A 20466-nucleotide genomic window follows, 5' to 3' on the forward strand; every position below is an offset into this window, starting at 1 on the left:
TATATATTCTTATATCAGATAATATTTACAATGGGGTACTCATTATGGGAAGAGCAATAGGCATAGATCTCGGAACAACAAATTCTTGTGTTGCAATAATGCAGGGCAAGGATACAAAGGTAATAGAAAATAAAGAAGGGGCAAGAACTACTCCATCTATAGTTGCATTGACTTCTTCAGGAGAAAGGTTGATTGGTGCTCCAGCAAAAAGGCAAGCAACCACCAATTCAAGTAATACCTTTTTTGCTACTAAGAGATTAATAGGCCGTCAATATAGTGATCCTGAGATGAAAAATCTAAGTGTACCATACAAAGTATTTGCAGCAAAAAGTGGTGATGCATGGGTTAAAACAACTGATAATAAAGAATATTCTCCTAGTCAAATTGGTGCATTTATACTACAAAACATGAAAGAGGCAGCAGAAGCTTATCTTGGAGAGGAAGTAAAAGATGCTGTGATAACAGTGCCAGCATACTTCAACGACTCTCAACGTCAAGCAACAAAAGATGCAGGAAAAATTGCTGGATTAAATGTACTCAGAATAGTAAATGAACCGACTGCTGCAGCACTTGCTTATGGTCTTGATAAGAAACATGGGCACACAATAGTAGTATATGACCTTGGTGGTGGTACATTTGACGTTTCAATACTTGAAATAGGTGATGGAGTTTTCGAAGTGAAAGCAACAAACGGTGATACCCATCTTGGAGGTGAAGACTTTGATAATGGAGTAGTGAGTTATTTACTAGATGAATTCAAGAAAAGTAATGGCATTGATTTGAAAAATGATCCAATGGCTATGCAAAGAATCAAAGAAGCTGCTGAAAAAGCGAAAATTGAATTATCAAGTGCAATGGAAACGGAAATAAATCTACCGTTTATTACAGCTGATGCAAGTGGTCCAAAACACTTAAATATGAAATTAACGAGAGCAAAACTTGAAAGCTTAGTGAATGATTTAATCGAAAGAACTATGGCTCCTTGTAAAAAAGCTCTTGAGGATGCTGGTTTATCTGCTAGTCAAATTGGCGAAGTGGTTCTTGTTGGTGGCATGACTCGTATGCCAAAAGTCATAGAGAAAGTTAAAGAATTCTTTGGCAAAGATCCACATAGAGGAGTTAACCCTGATGAAGTTGTAGCAATTGGAGCTGCAATACAGGCGGGGATCATTCAAGGTGATGTAAGAGATGTGTTACTACTTGATGTGACCCCACTTTCTCTTGGTATTGAAACTCTAGGAGGAGTATTCACTCCACTTATTGAGCGTAATGCTACAATTCCTACTAAAAAATCTCAGGTGTTTTCAACTGCAGAAGATAACCAAACAGCTGTTACAATTAAGGTGCATCAGGGTGAAAGAAAACTGGCAGTTGATAATAAGCTACTCGGTCAGTTTAGTTTGGAAGGGATACCTCCTGCTCCGCGCGGAAGGCCACAAATTGAAGTGACATTTGATATAGATGCAAATGGAATAGCACACGTTTCTGCAAAAGATAAAGCTACTGGAAAAGAGCAAAAAATACGCATTCAATCTTCAGGCGGTTTATCTGATGATGAAATAAATCGCATGGTAAAAGAAGCTGAAGAAAAAGCGCAAGAAGATGAAAAGCGCAAAAAGTTTATTGAAGTGAAGAATCAAGCGGATAGCTTAGTCCATTCTACAGAAAAGTCTCTGACAGAGTATGGTGATAAAGTTTCACCAGAAGATAGATCTGCTATTGAAAATGCAGTTAACGAATTAAAAGAAGTTAGTAAATCTGATAACATTGATGACGCTGATTCAATACAGCAGAAAGTCACTAATCTTTCTCAATTATCTATGAAACTTGGAGAAGCTATGTATCAAGCATCTCAACAAAATAGTGCTGAAAATGGCTTTTCATCAGAAGGAAATCCAAATGATAAAGAGGAAAAAGTAGTAGATTCTGATTATCAAGACATAGATAATAAAGAAGAGAATAAGTAATTGCGATTGTCATCCAAGTAGCTGATACTGGGATGACAAGAGGAGCATATTGTTGCTTAAAGAAACCATTATGGATATTATTAAAACGATAGAAGAAAAGATACACGATTCGATAGATGTAATTGATATCAACATTATCGATGAATCAGCAAAGCATGCTGATCATTATTTTGCTTCATCTTCAACACTACCTTCACATATCAAGCTAATATTGATATCTGACAGCTTTATCGGAATGAACACTCTCAAAAGGCATAAATTGATCTATGAATTATTAAAGAGTGAGATAGAGCTAATACATGCAATTTCTCTTCACTTGTATACGCAAAACGAGTACAATTTAAAAAATAAATAATAAAAATGTGAAGGAAGAGTCTTTATTAGTTAAAGCAGGAAGAAAATTTAAGGACTATAAAGGTTCTATGAACCCGCCAGTTTATCATTCTTCTACCATATTATTCCCTACTTACAAGGACTACTTAAATGCAGCAAATGGAGAAAGTATATACGATGTAATCAACGATGATGTTGCAAGAGATTACAGCTATAGTAATGTTGGTACTCCCACTGTTCATTATTTTTCAAATGCACTGGCTGAAATTGAAGGGAGTGGACAAGCGCTTATTTTTCCTTCCGGACTATTTGCACTTACTTTTGCTATTTTGACTTTCACTAAAGCAGGTTCTCATGTTTTAATTCAGGATAACAGTTATTACCGACTCAAGAGATTTGCCGAAAATGAGTTACCAAACAGGGGAATAGAAGTAACTTTTTATGATCCAACACAGGATATAACTGATTTAATTCAGAGTAATACTTCATTGATAATGATCGAGACTCCTGGTTCTGTAACGTTTGAGATTTCGAATATAGAGCATATAGTAAAAGTTGCTAAAGAACGTGGAATCGTAACCGTTTGCGACAATTCATGGGCCACTCCTTTGTTATTTAAGCCGCTTGATTATGGAATTGATGTTGCACTATATGCGGTAACAAAGTATCTAGCCGGTCACTCAGATTTATTGATGGGGACTATGATTGCTGAAGGTGAAATTTTTAAATTGCTTTATGAGAGCTATAAAAATTATGGAGTAACCATTCAATCGCACGACTGTTATCTTGCACATAGGGGACTAAGAACACTGCACACACGTATGAAAAAGTACCAAAATACAGCAATGGAAGTGGCAAAGTGGCTAGAAGCACAGCAAAAAGTTAGAAAGGTTTTATATCCAGCACTTCCCTCCCATCCTCAACACGAATTATGGAAAAGTTACTTTAAAGGAGCAAGCGGCGTATTCAGTATAGTATTGGGTAGAGAATATTCATGTGAAGAACTAAGCTGCATGGTTGATCACATGAAAATTTTTGGTATCGGTGCTTCTTGGGGAGGGTGCGACAGTTTGATATTACCAATAGATCGTAGATCTATGTCAAGATCTGTAATGAATTCAGATTATGGTGGAAGTTTTATACGGATATTTTGTGGACTGGAAGATCCTGAAGATTTAATCTTTGACCTTAATGACGCACTAAAAAGGTTACCATGTTTAGACTTTCAAAACGATGAAGTAGGACATGAAACTGAGAGAATTACTGCATAACATTATTGATGTTAACTTTGATATTGAAATCAAAGGCGTCACATGTAATCCCAAGAAAATCAAGGAAGGTTATCTTTTTGTTTGTGTGTCAGAAAGGGATAGGATTTACATAGATCAGATATTATCTTGTGGAGCTAAAGCGATAATTGCAAGTGATTGCATAACAGAAGCTTCAAGCCTTGGTATCATTCCAACGCGTGATGCTGGAATCTGTATCTTCCACCCAAACCCTCAAGAAATATACAGCGAAATAGTCAGCAGGTTTTATCAATTCAAACAGCCAAAATATGTTGCTGCTGTAACAGGCACAAATGGCAAGACTTCAGTAGTAGAATTTTGCCGCCAGATCTGGCAAAACTCTGGCTATAATGCTGCGTCTATTGGAACACTTGGAACATGCATCAATAATGGCAGAAAAGGTAATAGCAACAGCCTTACCACTCCAGGTGCAGAAGACCTTTACGCAACATTGCGTGGTATAAGTGTAGAACACTTAGTGTTGGAATCATCAAGTCATGGGATTGATCAATACAGAATCCATGGATTAAAGTTGAGTGCTGCAGCTTTTACTAATTTCTCGCAAGATCATTTAGATTACCATAAAAGTCTTGGTGGATATTTAGAAACTAAAAAAAGGTTATTTTACGAAGTATTACCAGAAGGAAAAACAGCGATTTTAAATGCGGATATAGATGAATACGGCGCATTGCTTAAAATAGCTGAAAAACGCAGTAATAAAGTTGTGACTTATGGAAAAAAAGGCTCTGATATTACTTTATTAGAGCAAATACCAACTCCAAGTGGTCAATACCTTACAGTAAAAGTTGATAACCAAATTTACAATACATTTTTCCCAGTTTTAGGAAAATTTCAAGCATATAATCTGCTATGTGCAATTGGTATATCTGGATTAAATTACAGAGAAATATGTGTGGATAAACTCATTTTCCCGTCAGGAAGAATGGAGAAAGTGAAACCTTTTGCATTCGTGGATTACGCTCATACTCCAAGTGCGCTTAAACAAGCCCTATTGTCTTTAAAATGGCACTTCAATAAAAAAATAGTTCTAGTTTTTGGATGCGGTGGCAATCGTGATCAAACAAAACGCGCAGAAATGGGTAAAGTAGCACAAATATATGCAGACAAAGTGATAATCACGGATGACAATCCGCGTGATGAGAATCCTGCAGAAATTCGTCGTGGTATTTTACTACATTGCCCTGATGCGCTAGAGATAGAAGATAGAAGAGAAGCTATAGAGAAAGGAGTAGATATTGCCTATAATGAGGGTATGATTCTGCTAGTTGCAGGAAAGGGGCATGAAGGATACCAAATCGTGAGCGGCCAAACTTTTGAATTCAGTGATGTTGAGGTTATTAAAAATCACGTTTTAACATGCTACCGTTCTTGCAAGCGATAGCACTCTCACTTCTCTTGCACCAGAATTTAAAATTTCTTGAGAGCAGGACCTTACAGTTGCTCCAGTTGTTACTACGTCGTCAACTAATATCACGATTTTATTTTCGATAATTTTCTTGTTGCTTATGCTAAAAGCCTTCTTTAAATTTTTTTCACGCTGCTTAAGTGAAAGACCAGCCTGAGGGATAGTATGGCGAGGACGTTTTATTGCAAATGGCGTATAGGATAAATTGGATAACTTAGTCAACTCTTTTGCAAGCAGTGCTGCTTGATTATATTTACGTTTAAACAAACGCATTTTATGTAACGGTATAGGAATTACGACCTCTGCGTTCTGAAACGTATCCTGATTAGCTTGGTGTATCCACTTTGCATAGATTTTTACGTAATTCAAATTATCAAAAAATTTGAAATTTATAATCATGTTTTTACTATGTTGATCATAAGCAAAAACTGATCTTAATACTTTAAACGGTGGAGGATTGATGATGCACTTACCACACGTATAAATATTGTCTGAGATTACTACGCCACAAACATTGCAGTAATGCTTAGTTAGAAAATTGATTTTTTTGTTGCATTCACTACACAGATTAAGATTTTCATCAATGATACATTCGCAACTTACGCATACGCTTGGAAATATGAGATTTGTAGCTTTTTTTAGTAAGAGAAGGTTCACAACTCATTAAATATATTATAAAATAATTTATATAGTATAGCTAAAGTAACTTAAGCTTACACTCTTTCACTTTTTATTCCATTTCAATATAGTTCATGCTGCTGAAAAGCAGAACTTATAACTCAGTTTGTGGTATACCATTGACTGAAGTAGTCTTTGAATTATCCTTAGATAAAAATTGATGTTTTTCTGGCTTCTGTACTTCACTCAACTTACTTTGCACTTTGTCACAAGCCCACACAAGTGGCGTTATGATTGACGCGGCAGCCCAAATGATAGCAGCGCAAGCATAACTTACAATCTTGTTAAATACTCTAGCTACTGCATTAGCACAATCTTGCCCCATTTCTAAAAATATGTTTGAATAATTAACGAATGATTTTGTATCCGTTTTAAAACAATAGTCCCCTGTTATTTTTGACAATAACTTGACTGGAAAGTATGACAAACATGCCACTATCAAAAATAAAGGTTGCAATATTATGTTGGCTGCTAAAATAGCACTCAGTGCACACAATGAATACACTTTCTCTGCTCTGTAACCCACGTATTCACAATTATCATTGTTTTTATAATACTTGTTATAATCATCTTTACTCTCAACTCCACAAATTACATCTTTCACAGGTCCTAGCACATTATCAACGTAATGTACGGACTTATAGAAACTACTTTCTGGAACTAGTGTGCAATCTTCTGCTCTCTTAGCAGGTACAACTCCATATTCAACGTACCTTTTAAAGTATCGATATACTGACATTACCCTCTCCAAATCATAAATATGCAACATAGTCAATAATGATTAAGAAATAGTTTATAATAAATATGTTTTAAGATACCTGCCTGTAACACTTTCTGGAATTTTTACCACTTCTTCTGGAGTTCCAGTAGCAATCACTTCTCCGCCTTTTATTCCGCCCTCTGGTCCGATGTCTATTATATAATCTGCAGTTTTTATAACGTGCAAATTGTGCTCGATAACTATAACAGTGTTTCCCAGATCGACTAATCTATGGAGTATTTTTAGTAAGTTATTTATATCTTCAAAGTGTAATCCAGTTGTTGGTTCATCAAGAATATACAATGTTCTTCCGGTAAATCGTTTTGATAGCTCTTTAGATAGCTTTATTCGTTGTGCTTCCCCCCCAGACAACGTTGTTGACGACTGTCCGAGTTTTATATAGCCAAGTCCCACTTCCTGCAAAGAAACCAACTTTTCTTTTACCATTGGAAGGTTTTCAAAAAAAACACAAGCTTGATCTATCGTCATATCAAGCACATCAGAGATTGATTTTTCTTTATAAGTAACTTCCAATGTTTCCCGATTATACCTTCGCCCTTTACATTGCTCACACTTCACATAAACGTCCGGTAGAAAATGCATCTCTATCTTTAAGTGCCCATCACCTTTACAAGCCTCACACCTTCCCCCTCTGGTATTAAATGAAAACCGGCCTATATTATATCCCCTTGCTTTTGACTCCGAAAGACCTGCAAACCAATTTCTTATATGAGTGAACATACCAACATATGTTGCTGAATTTGACGCAGGAGTTCTACCAATTGGCGACTGATCAACTTCTATAACTTTATCTATATATTCAAGGCCTTCTATTCTATCACACTGACCATACCTTGCAGACGAATGATGTATCTTATGTGCTGAATATTTATATAACGTTTCTATGACTAAACTTGATTTTCCCCCTCCTGATATTCCAGTAACACAAATAAGATTCCCTATAGGAAATTTAACGTTCACATTTTTTAAGTTATTTTCACATGCATTTATTACTTTTATGAACTGAGTTGCTTGCTTTCTTCTCCTTGGAATTAAAATTTTTTTCTCTCCACTCAAATATTGCCCTGTTATGCTCCCCGAATTTCTTTGCACCTGGTCTGGTGTTCCTTCTGCAACAACTTTTCCACCATTTACGCCAGCTCCAGGACCAATATCAATCGCATAATCAGCAGCCATTATTGTATCTTCATCATGCTCAACAACGATTACAGTGTTACCCATGTCTCTTAAGTTTTTTAGTGTGGCAATTAACCGATCATTATCACATTGATGAAGGCCAATCGAGGGTTCATCAAGAACATATAAAACCCCCGTTAATCCTGAGCCAATTTGCGAAGCAAGTCTGATCCTCTGACTCTCGCCGCCAGAGAGAGTGCTAGATTCTCGATCAAGCGTTAGGTAATTCAACCCTACATTCTTTAAAAATGTTAGCCTCTTGATTATTTCACTTAGTATTTTATTTGAGATTTGCTTCTGTTGTTCTGTGAGCTTGTCTGGCAAATTTTCAAACCACTTAAGGGATTCATCGATACTAAGCCCTGATATTTCACCTATATGTTTGCTATCAATTTTTACTGTAAGCGCTTCTTTTCTCAATCTATAGCCAGTGCATTCTCTGCAGTGAGTAACAGAGCAATATCGCTCAACAAGCGTTTCATCATAATCCATCTGGTTTTCTAAGATACTGACCAAACCTTGAAATTTACCGAAGCCAAAGAGTATCATATCTTTTACTTCTTGATCTATGTTCTTCCACGGAACATCAAGGCTAAATTTACAATTTTCAGCCAGTGATAGAATTGCACTTTTTAAAAATCCATAACCTGTGTGCACTTGACGGAACATTGATCCCACTGGCTTTAAAGCGCCTTCAGATATTGAAAGAGTTTCATCTGGCACTATCAGCTTCACATCAATAGCCAGCTTTTTACCAAGCCCATTACACGAACCACATGCACCGTAAGGGCTGTTAAAAGAAAATAATCTTGGTTCTATTTCCTCAAGAGTGAAACCAGACTCGGGGCATGCAAAATTCTCTGAAAAAGTCAGAATTTGACCATTTTTATACTCGGAATGATGGTTGTCAGGTAGGTTTACTATTTCTACATACATTAGACCATTACCAAGTTTTAGTGCGGATTCTATACTACTTGGCAGTCGATTTCCTATATCGCCCAATATTGATATTCTATCTGCAACCACAAAAATGTCGTGTTTCTTGTTCTTATCGAGTTTAGGCAAGTCATCTACATTGTACACTTCACCATCTATTTTGAACCTTACGTAACCTTGTCTTTTAATTTCCAATATCTCTTTAAGATGTTCTCCCTTTCTACCACGCACAACAGGGGCAAGTATATATATCTTAGTTTCTAAAGGTAACGCAATTATAGTATCTACAATTTGAGACACCGTTTGTTTTGTTATTGGTAATCCAGTTGCAGGTGAATAAGGAACTCCTATTCGTGCATATACTAAGCGCAAGTAATCGTAAATTTCGGTAACAGTTCCAACTGTTGACCTTGGATTTTTTGAGATCGATTTCTGGTTGATAGATATTGCAGGAGAGAGACCTGTAATCGACTCAACATCTGGTTTATCCTGAATGTTGAGAAATTGACGCGCGTAAGCTGACAGGCTTTCAACGTACCGGCGTTGGCCTTCTGCATAAATCGTATCAAATGCAAGGCTAGACTTGCCAGAACCACTTAGCCCAGTTATAACAACTAGCTTATTTTTCGGTATATTGACGTCTACACCTTGCAGATTATGTTCCCTTGCGCCCTTAACTCTGATAAAATCGTCCATATTATACCATATAGCGTATTAACCATTATAGCCTCAAAATACGTGAATTTATAGTGATATATTGATTTTTTCAACTGTTACGGAGAATTAAGCAGCGTTTGATAAATCGTCATTCCGCTACTTGTTAGCGGCTGAGATACCGCGACGGTATGACGGTTAAGTAGGCCAGTGCCCCTATGATGTCATCCCAGTGTCAAGCACATAGCTGTACGAACGTTGTAGTTTAGGAGCAATTCCCACCAGTGGGCCAGTGCCCAGACACTGGTTCTATGCAACTTAATTAAAAACGTTTGTTTTAGCGTAAGACAACTACCTTTAGCTCATCAGCTCAGTTATAAGCAAAATTTCTGGATTCCAGACTGGAATGACACCATTTGCTGTGCAATTTACCTTCAAAAATGAATGTTCGTACAGCTATGTGTCAAGCACTGGGATGACACCATTCTTTTTTCTGGATTCCAGTGTCTGGGCACTGGAATGACACCCCCCTGATAGGCTCAAATCATAGTGTTTGTACAGTTGTGGGTTTAGGCTACCTATAAATTCTAAACTGTTGTTACGTATTAGGACCACCAAATACACCCCCAGGACCCAAAGTCAGTTTAGCTATATCAGAAAACAGGTTATGTGGAAATCTTAAAATACTTCTTGTTCGCCAAGCAAAATAAATACATTCCTACAAACAAGCAGATGCTCAATACTGACACATAAGAAAACTTAAAAATTAAATCTCTAATGTATATTGATAAGCATTTACCTGCAGAAAATTTGTATAGTAATCCAACACATACAACGGCACTATCAACCACTGATGCTATAATTAAAGTAATGAAATTTGCCATATGAAAATTCAACTTGGACTTCAATTTTTCAAAAATAATTATGCTTGAGAGAAGAGATACTAAAATTGCAGTATATGAAATCAATATCATCAAATTAAAACTTTGCCATTTAAAAACACAACATAGCGCTATACACACTATTAAGTTGTACGTAGCTTTGCTTCTGCCATAAAATTCAACCATTGAATTTACAACTAAAGCAGCTCCCACAAATAAGGCAGCACATATCATCAATTTATTTGAAGTGTTGAGTAAAGAAAGACTGATAAACAGGAGTATCGATAAAATAGACATAATTACCTACCCAAAATTAATAACATACATTCATTCTAAATAAACATTACATATAGTAAAAGAGTTATTTAGCATAATAAGAAAAATATTTTATATTAGCATGCCACATCTTTCAGATCTACTTTTAAAACATCCTTTATGTTTAGCACCTTTTTCTCTGTTACTTTGCCAATACATGAATAAACTGCACCTTCAAACAATTCTTCAAACCTCTTCTGATTTTGTGGTGTAATAGTAACCAAAATTCTACTTTGCGATTCAGAAAACATTATTATCTTGTTTATTATGTCTGTATTTTGTATTTTTCCTATTGGCACTAGTGAAAGATCGATTTCAGCACCAAGGTCTCCTGCAATTAGCGATTTTGCCAGAGCAATAACTAATCCGCCTAAGTTTGGTGCAATTGCAGAGGCAATTATGCCATCTTTTATTGCTTGGTTGTAACGCTCATACAACTTCCTAGCGCTCTTTGCATCAACTTTTGGTACGTTGTTATTACCTATTCCACTATATAACTGATATTCAGATCTACCAAGTTCATCAAGTGTTTCTCCAAGCACGTATATTAAGTCTCCCGGCATTTTCACATCAAGCGATACCGCATTTTCAATATTTTCTATAATTCCAATTGCTGAAATGAGTAATGAAGGTGGTGCAGATATCATCACTTTCTCGCCATTTTCATCATATCCCTTAAAGTCGTTAAACATACTATCTTTTCCGGATATGAATGGTGCTTTAAATGCGGTTGCGTAATCATAACAAGCCTCTGCAGCTCTCTTTAGCTGCCATAGCCTTTCTGGATTATAAGCGTCACACCAGCAAAAGTTATCGAGCAACGCTAGATGGTCTATATTTCCTCCTGCGGCTACATAGTTACGTATGGCAGTGTCGATCGCACATGCTGCCATATGGTAAGTGTCAATTTCCCCATAACTCGAGCCAAACCCTTGCGATTTTACAACACCTTTATTTGAAGAAAGGATTGGCCTTGAAACAATAGCTTCACTGCACACTCTTCCCTTGCCCTGCAGTGGTTTCAGCACTGACGACCCTTGAACCTCATGGTCATATTGCACCACTATGAACTCTTTACTGCATATGTTTGGTCTGCTCAGCATTTCTTTTAGTTCAACATCTATTGAACTAAGTGGGAGCTCAGAAGCTCGGTCTGGTGTCATGCAAGTAGCTATCCACTCTCCAGTCCACGGCTTTGTCTGTAAATGCATTTTAGGATTACCGTCATGCAGAAATTCAGTTTCGATGTCCATTATTACTTTCCCTTCAGGACATTTAACAACAGCTTTACCACTCTCATTGAACTCTCCAATCACACAAACCTCCACATCATGTTTTTTCATAATTTGCTTAAACATAGGAAGATTTTCTTCTGGCACTGCTAAGGTCATTCTCTCTTGTGATTCTGATATCCATATTTCCCACGAAGCCATACCATCGTTTTTAAGGAGAACCTTGCTCAAATCAACTTCAAATCCGTCTTTTCCCATTTCACCAATAGACGATGATAGACCACCTGCTCCGTTATCCGTTATTGCATTATAAAGACCAAGATCTCTTGCTTTTATGACGGCATTGGATAGTTTTTTTTGTGTTATGGGGTCACCAATTTGCACAATTGTTGAAGGGCTGTTTCCCGACAAAGCCTCTGAGGAAAACGTTGCGCCGTGAATTCCGTCCCTTCCAACTCTTCCACCAATAATTACGATTTTATCGCCATTTTTTGGTCCTTTAATGTGTGAAGGTGCGTTATTTATGTTGCGCGGAATAATTCCAACACTGCCAACAAAAACCAGCGGCTTGCCACAAAATCTATCGTCAAAATATACCGATCCAAGTTGTGTTGGAATACCAGAGCAATTACCAGCAACATTAACACCATGGATCACTTTTTTCATTATATATTTTGGCGGTAAGATCTCATCAGTGCGCTCTTTATCCCTATAAAATTTGCCTTTTGCTTCTTTGGCAAAGCAAAAGTAATAGGTATTCATTATAGGCTCCGCGCCTTTCCCGAAACCAACTACATCACGATTAACTCCAAGCACTCCGGTCATTGCTCCACCAAATGGATCAAGAGCTGAAGGGCTATTGTGGGTTTCAACTTTATCTACAATCAAGTAATCGTCATCAAAAATTATTCCTCCTGCGTTGTCAGAGAAAACTGACACACATATGTCAGAATTTATCTCACGCGTTGCACGCTTGATATAATGTGCGTATAGGCCATCTTTTATTTCATCAATGGGAGAGCAAAAGATATTGTGCTTACAATGTTCAGACCAAGTCTGTGCCAGAGACTCAAGTTCAATATCATATGGATTTCTATTAAGTTTTTTAAAGTAATCCTTTATAGCTTTCATTGCTGCCAGAGAGAGCCCTAAAGTGCCATTACCATCGATTCCATCTCTGCTGATTTTCTCAAGTTCTTGGTCACTTACATTTAGGTTAACAGACTTAGCCCCATTACTACTTGATATCACTCCAGTGCTCTCTTTTGTCATTCCTGTTTCCCCCTCTGTCATTCCAGTGCTTGACACTGGAATCCAGTTTTCATTATACAATTGCTTGAAATTTTCTGGATCCAAGTAGTCAAGCACTGGGATGACGCCTTTTAACTTACCGTAATGCCTCCAATAGTAATTGCCGTTTTCTTTATAAACAAGCGTGCAATACTCAGTGATAGGGTTGAATTCTTGCTTTATATCATCTTCAGTTGCTTGACTTAGAATCAATTTTGAACTTCTTGCTTTTATACAAACATTTTCATCAATGTAGTCCTTGTTTATTAAATATTCTCTAACAATTTGTTTCGCTGTGTTGCCTACATTATCGGTCATGCCAGGTAAGAAGCTTATTTCCAAGCCCCACTTTGCTTGTGGTTCTATGAAATCATACGGAACTTCTTCAAGGTTTTCATTGTAGGAATAATAACGGCAGTCTTGTATGACTTTATTATAAAATAGCCCGCAAATTTCTTCATATAATTTGGATGGTAATCCTTTGCGTATGTAAATCGAGTAAACGTTGACTAACCATCTGCATCCAATTTGCTCGCATTTATTTAAAACTTCTATTCTAATGTTTGCCATGTAATGTTATAAAAAATTTTAATATATAATAGCATACAAGCACGTTTATATTTTGAATAATTTCTATACAATAAAATATTGTATTAATTGTTACTGTTAGTGGGAAGAGTTTTTACCGTTAATGTGGATGAATCCCTTTTTGATGTGCTGGTTCAGCACATATTTTCTGAATATGAAAGAGAAAAAATTCCCGAGATAAAGGTCATACTTCCTTGCAAGAGGGATGTGATAGCGTTACTCAATGCATTCAAGAATTATAACGCTGAAAAATGCATAATTTTGCCAGAGATAGTTTCGCTAGAGAACATTGATGAGGAAGATTTAATATTAAATCTTGATAGAGTTAAAGTTATAAGTCCAATAAAAAGGACGCTGCTACTCATTCAATTCATATTGGAATGGAATAGAAAAAATAACGACAATTTCCCAGTTGATTTAGCTTATAGCCTGCCATCACTGCTTGATAAAATTCAATCTACCCAAACAACGGATTATGATCAATTTAATGAGCATTCAAAAAAAATAGAGAATTTCATAAGCTTACTCACTGAGACTTGGAGTAAAACTTTAAAAGGTTTAGAAGTAGTAGATATATTAAAACATAAGAGTGATTACATAAACAATATGATAATCTCTTTACAAAAAGACCAATATATAATCTTTGTTGGAATTGGAAAGGATAAGTCGTTAATTAAGGCTATATATGACCTGCCATTTGGAAAAATAATTTTGCCTAACCTGAATTTGAAAATTAAAGAGAAAGACTGGAAATTGCTTGATAAAAAACACTATCAATATTGTCTGAAAGATCTGCTCGATTATTTAAATGTAGATAGAAGGGATGTTAGCTGCTTGAACACTATAGAGAATGAAATAACTGACTATGTCTTTGATACAACTGCCGATCTAAGCAAAGTTAGTAGTGGACATGTTGGCAATATTGAAGTCATCACTTGTGATTCCAGAGAGGAAGAAGCACAAGTGACATCATTAATTATAGAAAATGAAGGTTATGAAAACATTTCTTTGGTCGTCTTTGATAAATTACTTGCAGCTCGTATAGCATGTTTATCAAGGCAACACAGTGCCATACCGGAAAATTACCCTTATATAACGCTTCTGCTTTATAGTATCGAAGTTTTGACCTCAAATTGGAGCAGTGTGTCATTACTTTCGCTCCTTAAACATAGGCTAGTGACTTTTGGTTACACTCAAGAAGAGTACACTCGGATTTTATCTGAATTTGAAATAGAGGTATTACGCAACTTTAGTACAAATGGCCTGAGCGATATTATAAATGCTATCAATGCCCATAAAAAGCTAAAACATAAAGAAGATATATTACTTATTATCAGTAAGTTAGAGGTTGTATTTAATCCTTTGCTTAACATTATAAATTGCCCTATTTCTGATGTGGTGGCAACTCATTTGCAGTGTGTTAATATGCTATCTGGTATAAATTTTTCAGAGCTAAATGGTGAAATAGGTAATTTCACCTGTAATTTCTTGAATGCATGTGAGGGTGTAGAAATTAAGTGCTCCTTAGAGTTATATAACCAAATTCTGACCTTATTTTTAGAGAAAGAGTTTTTCTCTGTAGCAAATGACTTAAATAAATTCAGCTTATATCACAACAAGGTTGTAATACTCGCTGGGTTTAATGAAGCGCCAAGCTTTCAAAGTCCGCTTTTGAATGCACTTACGAGAGAAAAATTTAGTCTTCCTTCTGCGCAAGAAGAGCAGGGGTATTTTTTTTATACTTTACACAATTTGTTTTGTGCAAGTAAGGTTTATATTACAAGATCGCTAAGCCATAGAAAACCAATTCTATTGCAGCGTTTGGAAATTATGTTACAGGGGTCAAAATATCCTTATCGTGATTGGCTAAGGATATTAAATACGCCTGAATGTACTGTTCCATGTACTCAGCCTATGCCAAAACCTCAAACCGAAGTTAGAAAAGAAAAAATGCAGGTGATGTCTTGCAGTGCAATAGAAAAGCTAATTCGTAATCCTTATTCATTTTACGTTGAATATATACTGGGCCTTAAACAATTAAGAGACTTGAATTTTAAGCCATCGATGTTGGAATTTGGCACTATGGTGCACAACATTCTTGCAAGATATTTACGCAACAAAAAGTCGCCAATGAGCATTGCACGAGAAACATTCTCGACTAGTCAGTTTAATTTTTCAAATATGTGGTGGATAAGACTACAGAGGGTAATTCAATCTTTTGTCGAACTTGATGAAACTCGAAGCAACTATGTTGAGTTGGAAAAGAGCTTTTCCTGTCCGATATTTCATATTCCAGTGCGTGATGCTGGTTCTTGTGATCAGTATGAAACTGCTGGGATGACAAATAGGCCACAAGAAATTTCACTGACAGCAAGATGTGATAGAGTTGAGTATCTACCAAGTGGGCAAGTGGCAATTATAGACTATAAGCTTGGTACACCACCTTCCAATGAAGAAGTAATGTCGGGATTTTTTCCGCAATTAATTTTACAAGCCTTAGCGGTAGAACATATAACAAAAAGAGAAGTCTCAGAACTTGCTTATTGGAAACTTGATTATGATAAAATAAAAGTTATTTCTATACAAAATTATAGATACAAAATGCAAGAATTAAAAAATGATCTGCCTGGTTTTTTATCTAATTATTTAAGTAATTCCACACCCTTTATTGCCTCTCCATATTTTGATAAATTCCTGAGATTTAACAGCTATAAACAGCTAGAAAGGGTAGGAGAGTGGTTGTAAATGGTGTCATCCGAGTAGCTGACACTGGGATCACCGCGAACCGTCATACCGCCACGAACCGTCATATCAACTATGTTTTTTTAAATTTTTTGAATTTAGTTTTATTACAACTCTTGTTTATAATTTTGTATTTTTATTCAATTAGAAAATGCATTTTTGACAATAAACACCCTAATTTATCATAGAAAAATTTTATATCAAACAACAGTTACTGCTTAGATTTTATGGTTTGTGCTTTAAGTGTGTGTGGACGCACATATTCGTTAACTTATTTCCTATGCAGATTTTTTTAATTCATATTAACTGCTTCTTTAAGCCTGGCATTAGCAATAACCATAATTTTACGCATTAGAGCTTACCATCTTCTTCTTACCACTTTCAATGAGCTTGGAATAAAATGCACCAAGTGCAGATTTGAGCAGCCATTGCAGCCGTTAGTACGAACATTGCTTCTACCGCCTGTTATTCTTCGATAACCAATAGCTTTTCCACTTTCTTTTGGATGCGCCAGCAAGACTTGCTACTTCTTTTCTGTTTAAGTAGCCAAGCTCTGGCATTAAACACAGAAAGTCTTGAGATAACTTTTCCAGGAACTGTTTTAAGGATTTTTTGACGTTGTTGTAACTCACGGCTTTCATCAATAATTTTTTGTATAGTATTATTGAGTTCATCTATTTGACTATTAAAGAATCCGATAGTTTTTTGACAACTTTCTTTTATATGGTCGTTTTCAGGTGCTTCCAGTCTACATTTTTCCTGAGTTCTCATTTGCGTAATGTCATCACGACGTTGACAAAGTGCAACCAAGGTTGATTGTTTTTCAGAAGTGGGGAGAGAGAGTTCCATGACGCATATTGAGCAAGAGCCCTTGCATCTGATTTATCGGACTTTGCTAAAGTTCCGTGTGACAAGATGAAGCTTTTTACTTTACGGGTATTAGCTCGATGTACAGCGATATTCTTGTCAATAAGAAAATGCGATAAACCAATTTCCTGTATTTTCTAAAGTTACTAAAGAATTAGGTAAGATATCTGAAAACTTTTTAAACAATTGTTGCCAACCAGAAGCATTATTATCAAATTCGACAACACTCTTCTGTGTGTGAACCGCAATAACATTTTTAAATTTTCCGATGTCAATACCAATAAAATTTTGATAAGATGTAACCATATTAATAACCTCGATAGTTTATTGATTTAAGATTGTAAACGGGTGCATACATATGTCCCATGCAACTATTCAAACGTATCGAGGGATAGCCTTGATATAAACGGTTGTCAACGCCGCGTCGGTCGTACACGCCCGCTATTCCTATAGTGAGTAGTTCCCTCTTGTTTCTTTTATAACATATTTTTAACTTACAGCCGCCGCGGTATCTCTTAGCCGCTAACACGTAGCGGGATGACGAGCTTATCGTCACGCCGCCACGAACCGTCATACCGCCGCGGTATCTCTTAACATAGATCCCCTACTATACCTTAACATAGATCCCGCTAACAAGTAGCGGGATGACGATTGTCGTTTAGCCATAAATATTAAGAAATTTACCAAATAAAAAAAAGGCAAAAGAAGCCCTGGGGTTATTATCTGCTTTAAAATATTGGCGTTTTTTATGTTTTAAACGCTTGACAAGCGAGATTCAGCCGCTTTTAATTGCAACTAACTTACGCTGCAAATGTTTAAGAAATTTACTAAGCAGAAAAAAAGACAAAGAATCCCCGAGTTAGCTAGTCTTTTACTATCTCTGTCGAGTATTGGCATTTTTTGATGTCTTGTAACGCTTTATAAGCGCGTTCAGCTTATTTAGATAAAAATCTAGATGTAGATGAAGTTTTGTAAAGACATACAGTATCTATATACTGCAAAAAATTGAACATAAGACGCCGATACATTAAGTAATCCTTACCTTTTAATCTGCAGATTGGCGAAAGCAAATACAATAGCTTCACTGTTATGATAAGGGGGCTGGCGAAGGGTGTCAAGGGATTTTTGACGAAATGATTTTGAAAGTAAAGAGCGGGAGAAGGGGTTCGAACCCTCGACCTCAACCTTGGCAAGGTTGCGCTCTACCAACTGAGCTACTCCCGCAATTAAATTAACCTAAATTTACTTAATTATAGGCATATACAGCAATTTGTAAACCCCCGTGTACACGAAAAATGTGAGAGCCCATAAACTTGTGTGGTTCCTTCTATGATCTTTTCGTATACTTAAGGCTTATTTTTGATTATCATAAGTTTTTAATTATTCCACAAAGCTTTATGGGAATATTTTTATATAAAGACGACTTGCCAGCTAGTTCAATACCAGATGATGTAAGGTCTATAGCTGTTGATACCGAGGCAATGGGGCTACTTCATAGCAGAGATAGATTATGCCTTGTGCAGCTCTCTTTTAATGATGGCAACGCTCACTTAGTTCAACTCAAGAACGATTATACAGCGCCAAATTTGAGAAAAATATTAGAGGATAAAAATATAACTAAAATATTTCACTTCGCGCGATTTGATGTGAGCATAATACGTTATTACTTGGAAACTTGGGCACTTCCGTGCTATTGCACAAAAATAGCTTCACGTTTAGTTCGCACTTACACAGATAATCATAGCTTAAAAGAGTTGTGCTTAGAGCTGCTTGATACCAAACTAAATAAGCAGCAGCAATCTTCTGATTGGGGAAATGAAAATTTAACAGACAAACAAAAAAGTTATGCTGCATCTGATGTTTTGTATCTCCACAGGATAAAGGAAAAGCTAGACTTAATGCTGGAACGTGAAAATAGAAAAGAATTGGCCCAAAAGTGCTTTGAATTTCTTCCTACTCGTATTGAGTTAGACTTAATGGGTTGGGAAAACGTGGATATCTTTAACCACCAGATGTAATAGAAGTTTTTTGTTTGTGCAAAACACTTTAGGGCAATTTTTCAAGCTCTGCGGTAAGAATTTAGTTGATTAACTGCTAATAGATATGCTATATTTTACAAAAATTTAGGTATTTTATGAGTGATGATATTACATCGGTAAATGATCAAAATTTCAAATCTGAAGTCACTGACTATAAAGGGTTTGTTCTGATAGACTTTTGGGCAGAATGGTGTGGGCCATGTAAAAGTCTAATGCCACGTATCGAACAATTGGCTAAAGACAGAAAAGGCAAGATTAAGATCTGCAAATTCGACATAGATGAAGGGACTGAAGTGCCAAGTAAGTATGGAGTGCAATCTATACCCACTTTAATCATATTTCAAGATGGTAAGGAAATTGCACGCAAAATTGGTGCAACAAATGATTTGTCAAGTTGGGTTGATAGTGAAATAAGCTAATAGACAAATTTGCTTTTGTGTGTATTATAAATATTGATAAAAGGGATTGTAGCTCAGTCGGTTAGAGCAGTTCGCTCATAACGAATTGGCCGTAGGTTCGAGTCCTACCAATCCCACCATTGTTAGCATGATCGTAACAATGAGAAAGCTGTAGTATATGAACTATATGTTGATATAATGGAGGAAATAATGAAATTTACTAAGTCTCTAAATAACAAGTTAGATGAATTGCACTTACTAAATCATCCATTTTACCAGTCATGGAATACAGGAAGCTTAAGCTTGCAAGCTTTACAAACCTATGCTAAAGAATATTATCACCACGTTGCTGCGTTTCCTCGTTACATCAGTGGTATACATTTTTTGTGCCCAGATCTAAAAATGCGACAGGTTTTACTTGGTAATTTAATAGAAGAGGAACAAGGTGATGAAAATCATCCAGAATTATGGCAACGTTTTGCTGAAGGGCTTGGCGTTGCGCGATCTGATCTTCGTGAAAGTGCACAGATTAAAGAGACACAGGAGTTAGTTGATGGTTACTTTGATATTGTAAGATCAGGTTTTGCGGCAGGTCTTGGAGCCTTATACGCTTACGAACGTCAAACTCCAGAGGTTTCTAAGTCTAAAATTGAAGGTTTAAAAAACACTATTCAATAAGTGATGAGTGTTCTCTTCAATTTTTTACGGTTCATATGGAAGCTGATGAGTGGCATTCTGAGGAGTGTGCAAATCTTATTGAAGATCTAGATGAAAAAGAGCAAGATAAAGTTATGCAGGGTGCTCAAAAGGGAGCAAAGCTCTTGTGGGGTTTTCTTGATGGGATGATAAATGCCAGTGTGTGTTAGTAGTTGTA

General features: G+C 36.3%; 12 protein-coding genes, 2 tRNA genes and 2 pseudogenes. 9 read left to right on the top strand and 7 right to left on the bottom strand.

The features are described from left to right. Positions 1-44 precede the first annotated feature (44 nt). The 4 genes from dnaK (at position 45) to OPR39_RS01225 (ending at position 4991) form a co-directional block, all read left to right on the top strand. On the top strand, positions 45-1967 hold the full coding sequence (dnaK, locus tag OPR39_RS01210) for a molecular chaperone DnaK (RefSeq protein WP_265038873.1): 1923 nt from the start codon (positions 45-47) through the stop codon (positions 1965-1967). Between the two features lie 70 nt (positions 1968-2037). Next, positions 2038-2322: a BolA family protein gene (locus tag OPR39_RS01215; RefSeq protein WP_007549117.1), complete on the top strand. Its 285-nt coding sequence runs from the start codon at positions 2038-2040 to the stop codon at positions 2320-2322. A gap of 7 nt (positions 2323-2329) precedes the next feature. Beyond that, positions 2330-3571 (top strand): cystathionine beta-lyase, encoded by a 1242-nt coding sequence (gene metC, locus OPR39_RS01220; RefSeq protein ID WP_012673299.1) that lies wholly within the window; start codon positions 2330-2332, stop codon positions 3569-3571. Further along, complete coding sequence (locus tag OPR39_RS01225) at positions 3546-4991, top strand: Mur ligase family protein (protein WP_015589277.1); 1446 nt, start codon at positions 3546-3548, stop codon at positions 4989-4991. The genes metC and OPR39_RS01225 overlap by 26 nt, the downstream gene beginning before the upstream one ends. On the opposite strand, the gene OPR39_RS01230 is transcribed toward OPR39_RS01225, so the two are convergent. The 5 genes from OPR39_RS01230 to OPR39_RS01250 form a co-directional block, all read right to left on the bottom strand. Next, entirely contained in the window at positions 4962-5672 is a 711-nt protein-coding gene (locus OPR39_RS01230) for a ComF family protein (protein ID WP_015589276.1), read from the bottom strand. The two genes, OPR39_RS01225 and OPR39_RS01230, sit on opposite strands and share 30 nt — an antisense overlap. Before the next feature lie 115 nt (positions 5673-5787). Continuing rightward, positions 5788-6432, bottom strand: coding sequence for a hypothetical protein (locus OPR39_RS01235; RefSeq protein ID WP_141457257.1), 645 nt, complete (start codon positions 6430-6432; stop codon positions 5788-5790). 54 nt (positions 6433-6486) lie between these two features. After that, positions 6487-9282: an excinuclease ABC subunit UvrA gene (gene uvrA, locus OPR39_RS01240; protein ID WP_265038874.1), complete on the bottom strand. Its 2796-nt coding sequence runs from the start codon at positions 9280-9282 to the stop codon at positions 6487-6489. 623 nt (positions 9283-9905) lie between these two features. Beyond that, positions 9906-10418 carry a hypothetical protein gene (locus tag OPR39_RS01245; RefSeq protein WP_015589273.1) on the bottom strand — a complete coding sequence of 171 codons (513 nt, stop codon included), beginning with the start codon at positions 10416-10418 and terminating at the stop codon, positions 9906-9908. A 95-nt stretch (positions 10419-10513) separates the two neighbouring features. Next, positions 10514-13528: an AIR synthase-related protein gene (locus OPR39_RS01250; protein ID WP_265038875.1), complete on the bottom strand. Its 3015-nt coding sequence runs from the start codon at positions 13526-13528 to the stop codon at positions 10514-10516. 99 nt (positions 13529-13627) lie between these two features. Here OPR39_RS01250 and OPR39_RS01255 point away from each other — a divergent pair, with 99 nt between their 5' ends. Next, a complete protein-coding gene (locus OPR39_RS01255) occupies positions 13628-16291 on the top strand; it encodes a PD-(D/E)XK nuclease family protein (RefSeq protein WP_174516936.1) in 2664 nt (887 codons plus the stop codon). A gap of 289 nt (positions 16292-16580) precedes the next feature. Here OPR39_RS01255 and OPR39_RS01260 read toward each other — a convergent pair. Then, positions 16581-17461 (bottom strand): annotated as a pseudogene (locus tag OPR39_RS01260) (IS110 family transposase). A gap of 845 nt (positions 17462-18306) precedes the next feature. Further along, a tRNA-Gly gene (locus OPR39_RS01265) sits at positions 18307-18379 on the bottom strand. A 173-nt stretch (positions 18380-18552) separates the two neighbouring features. On the opposite strand from OPR39_RS01265, the gene OPR39_RS01270 reads away from it, so the two are divergent. The 4 genes and pseudogenes from OPR39_RS01270 to OPR39_RS01285 all read left to right on the top strand — a co-directional run bounded on the left by OPR39_RS01270 (position 18553) and on the right by OPR39_RS01285 (position 20458). Further along, the gene (locus tag OPR39_RS01270) at positions 18553-19173 is read left to right on the top strand and encodes a ribonuclease D (protein WP_015589270.1); all 621 of its coding nucleotides are present in this window, start codon (positions 18553-18555) and stop codon (positions 19171-19173) included. Positions 19174-19289: 116 nt separating this feature from the next. Next, positions 19290-19613 (top strand): thioredoxin, encoded by a 324-nt coding sequence (gene trxA, locus OPR39_RS01275; protein WP_006279168.1) that lies wholly within the window; start codon positions 19290-19292, stop codon positions 19611-19613. A 42-nt stretch (positions 19614-19655) separates the two neighbouring features. Further along, a tRNA-Ile gene (locus tag OPR39_RS01280) sits at positions 19656-19732 on the top strand. Positions 19733-19802: 70 nt separating this feature from the next. Beyond that, a pseudogene (locus tag OPR39_RS01285) lies at positions 19803-20458 on the top strand (CADD family putative folate metabolism protein). Positions 20459-20466: the final 8 nt, after the last annotated feature.

This window comes from Wolbachia endosymbiont (group A) of Yponomeuta plumbellus (assembly GCF_947251575.1).
In the GTDB taxonomy this organism is placed as follows: Bacteria; Pseudomonadota; Alphaproteobacteria; order Rickettsiales; family Anaplasmataceae; genus Wolbachia; species Wolbachia pipientis.

Coding starts and splice junctions, on each gene's coding strand:
- dnaK (WP_265038873.1), top strand. CDS start 45: ATGGGAAGAGCAATAGGCATAGATCTCGGAACAACAAATTCTTGTGTT.
- OPR39_RS01215 (WP_007549117.1), top strand. CDS start 2,038: ATGGATATTATTAAAACGATAGAAGAAAAGATACACGATTCGATAGAT.
- OPR39_RS01225 (WP_015589277.1), top strand. CDS start 3,546: ATGAAACTGAGAGAATTACTGCATAACATTATTGATGTTAACTTTGAT.
- OPR39_RS01235 (WP_141457257.1), bottom strand. CDS start 6,432: ATGTCAGTATATCGATACTTTAAAAGGTACGTTGAATATGGAGTTGTA.
- uvrA (WP_265038874.1), bottom strand. CDS start 9,282: ATGGACGATTTTATCAGAGTTAAGGGCGCAAGGGAACATAATCTGCAA.
- OPR39_RS01245 (WP_015589273.1), bottom strand. CDS start 10,418: ATGTCTATTTTATCGATACTCCTGTTTATCAGTCTTTCTTTACTCAAC.
- OPR39_RS01250 (WP_265038875.1), bottom strand. CDS start 13,528: ATGGCAAACATTAGAATAGAAGTTTTAAATAAATGCGAGCAAATTGGA.
- OPR39_RS01270 (WP_015589270.1), top strand. CDS start 18,553: ATGGGAATATTTTTATATAAAGACGACTTGCCAGCTAGTTCAATACCA.
- trxA (WP_006279168.1), top strand. CDS start 19,290: ATGAGTGATGATATTACATCGGTAAATGATCAAAATTTCAAATCTGAA.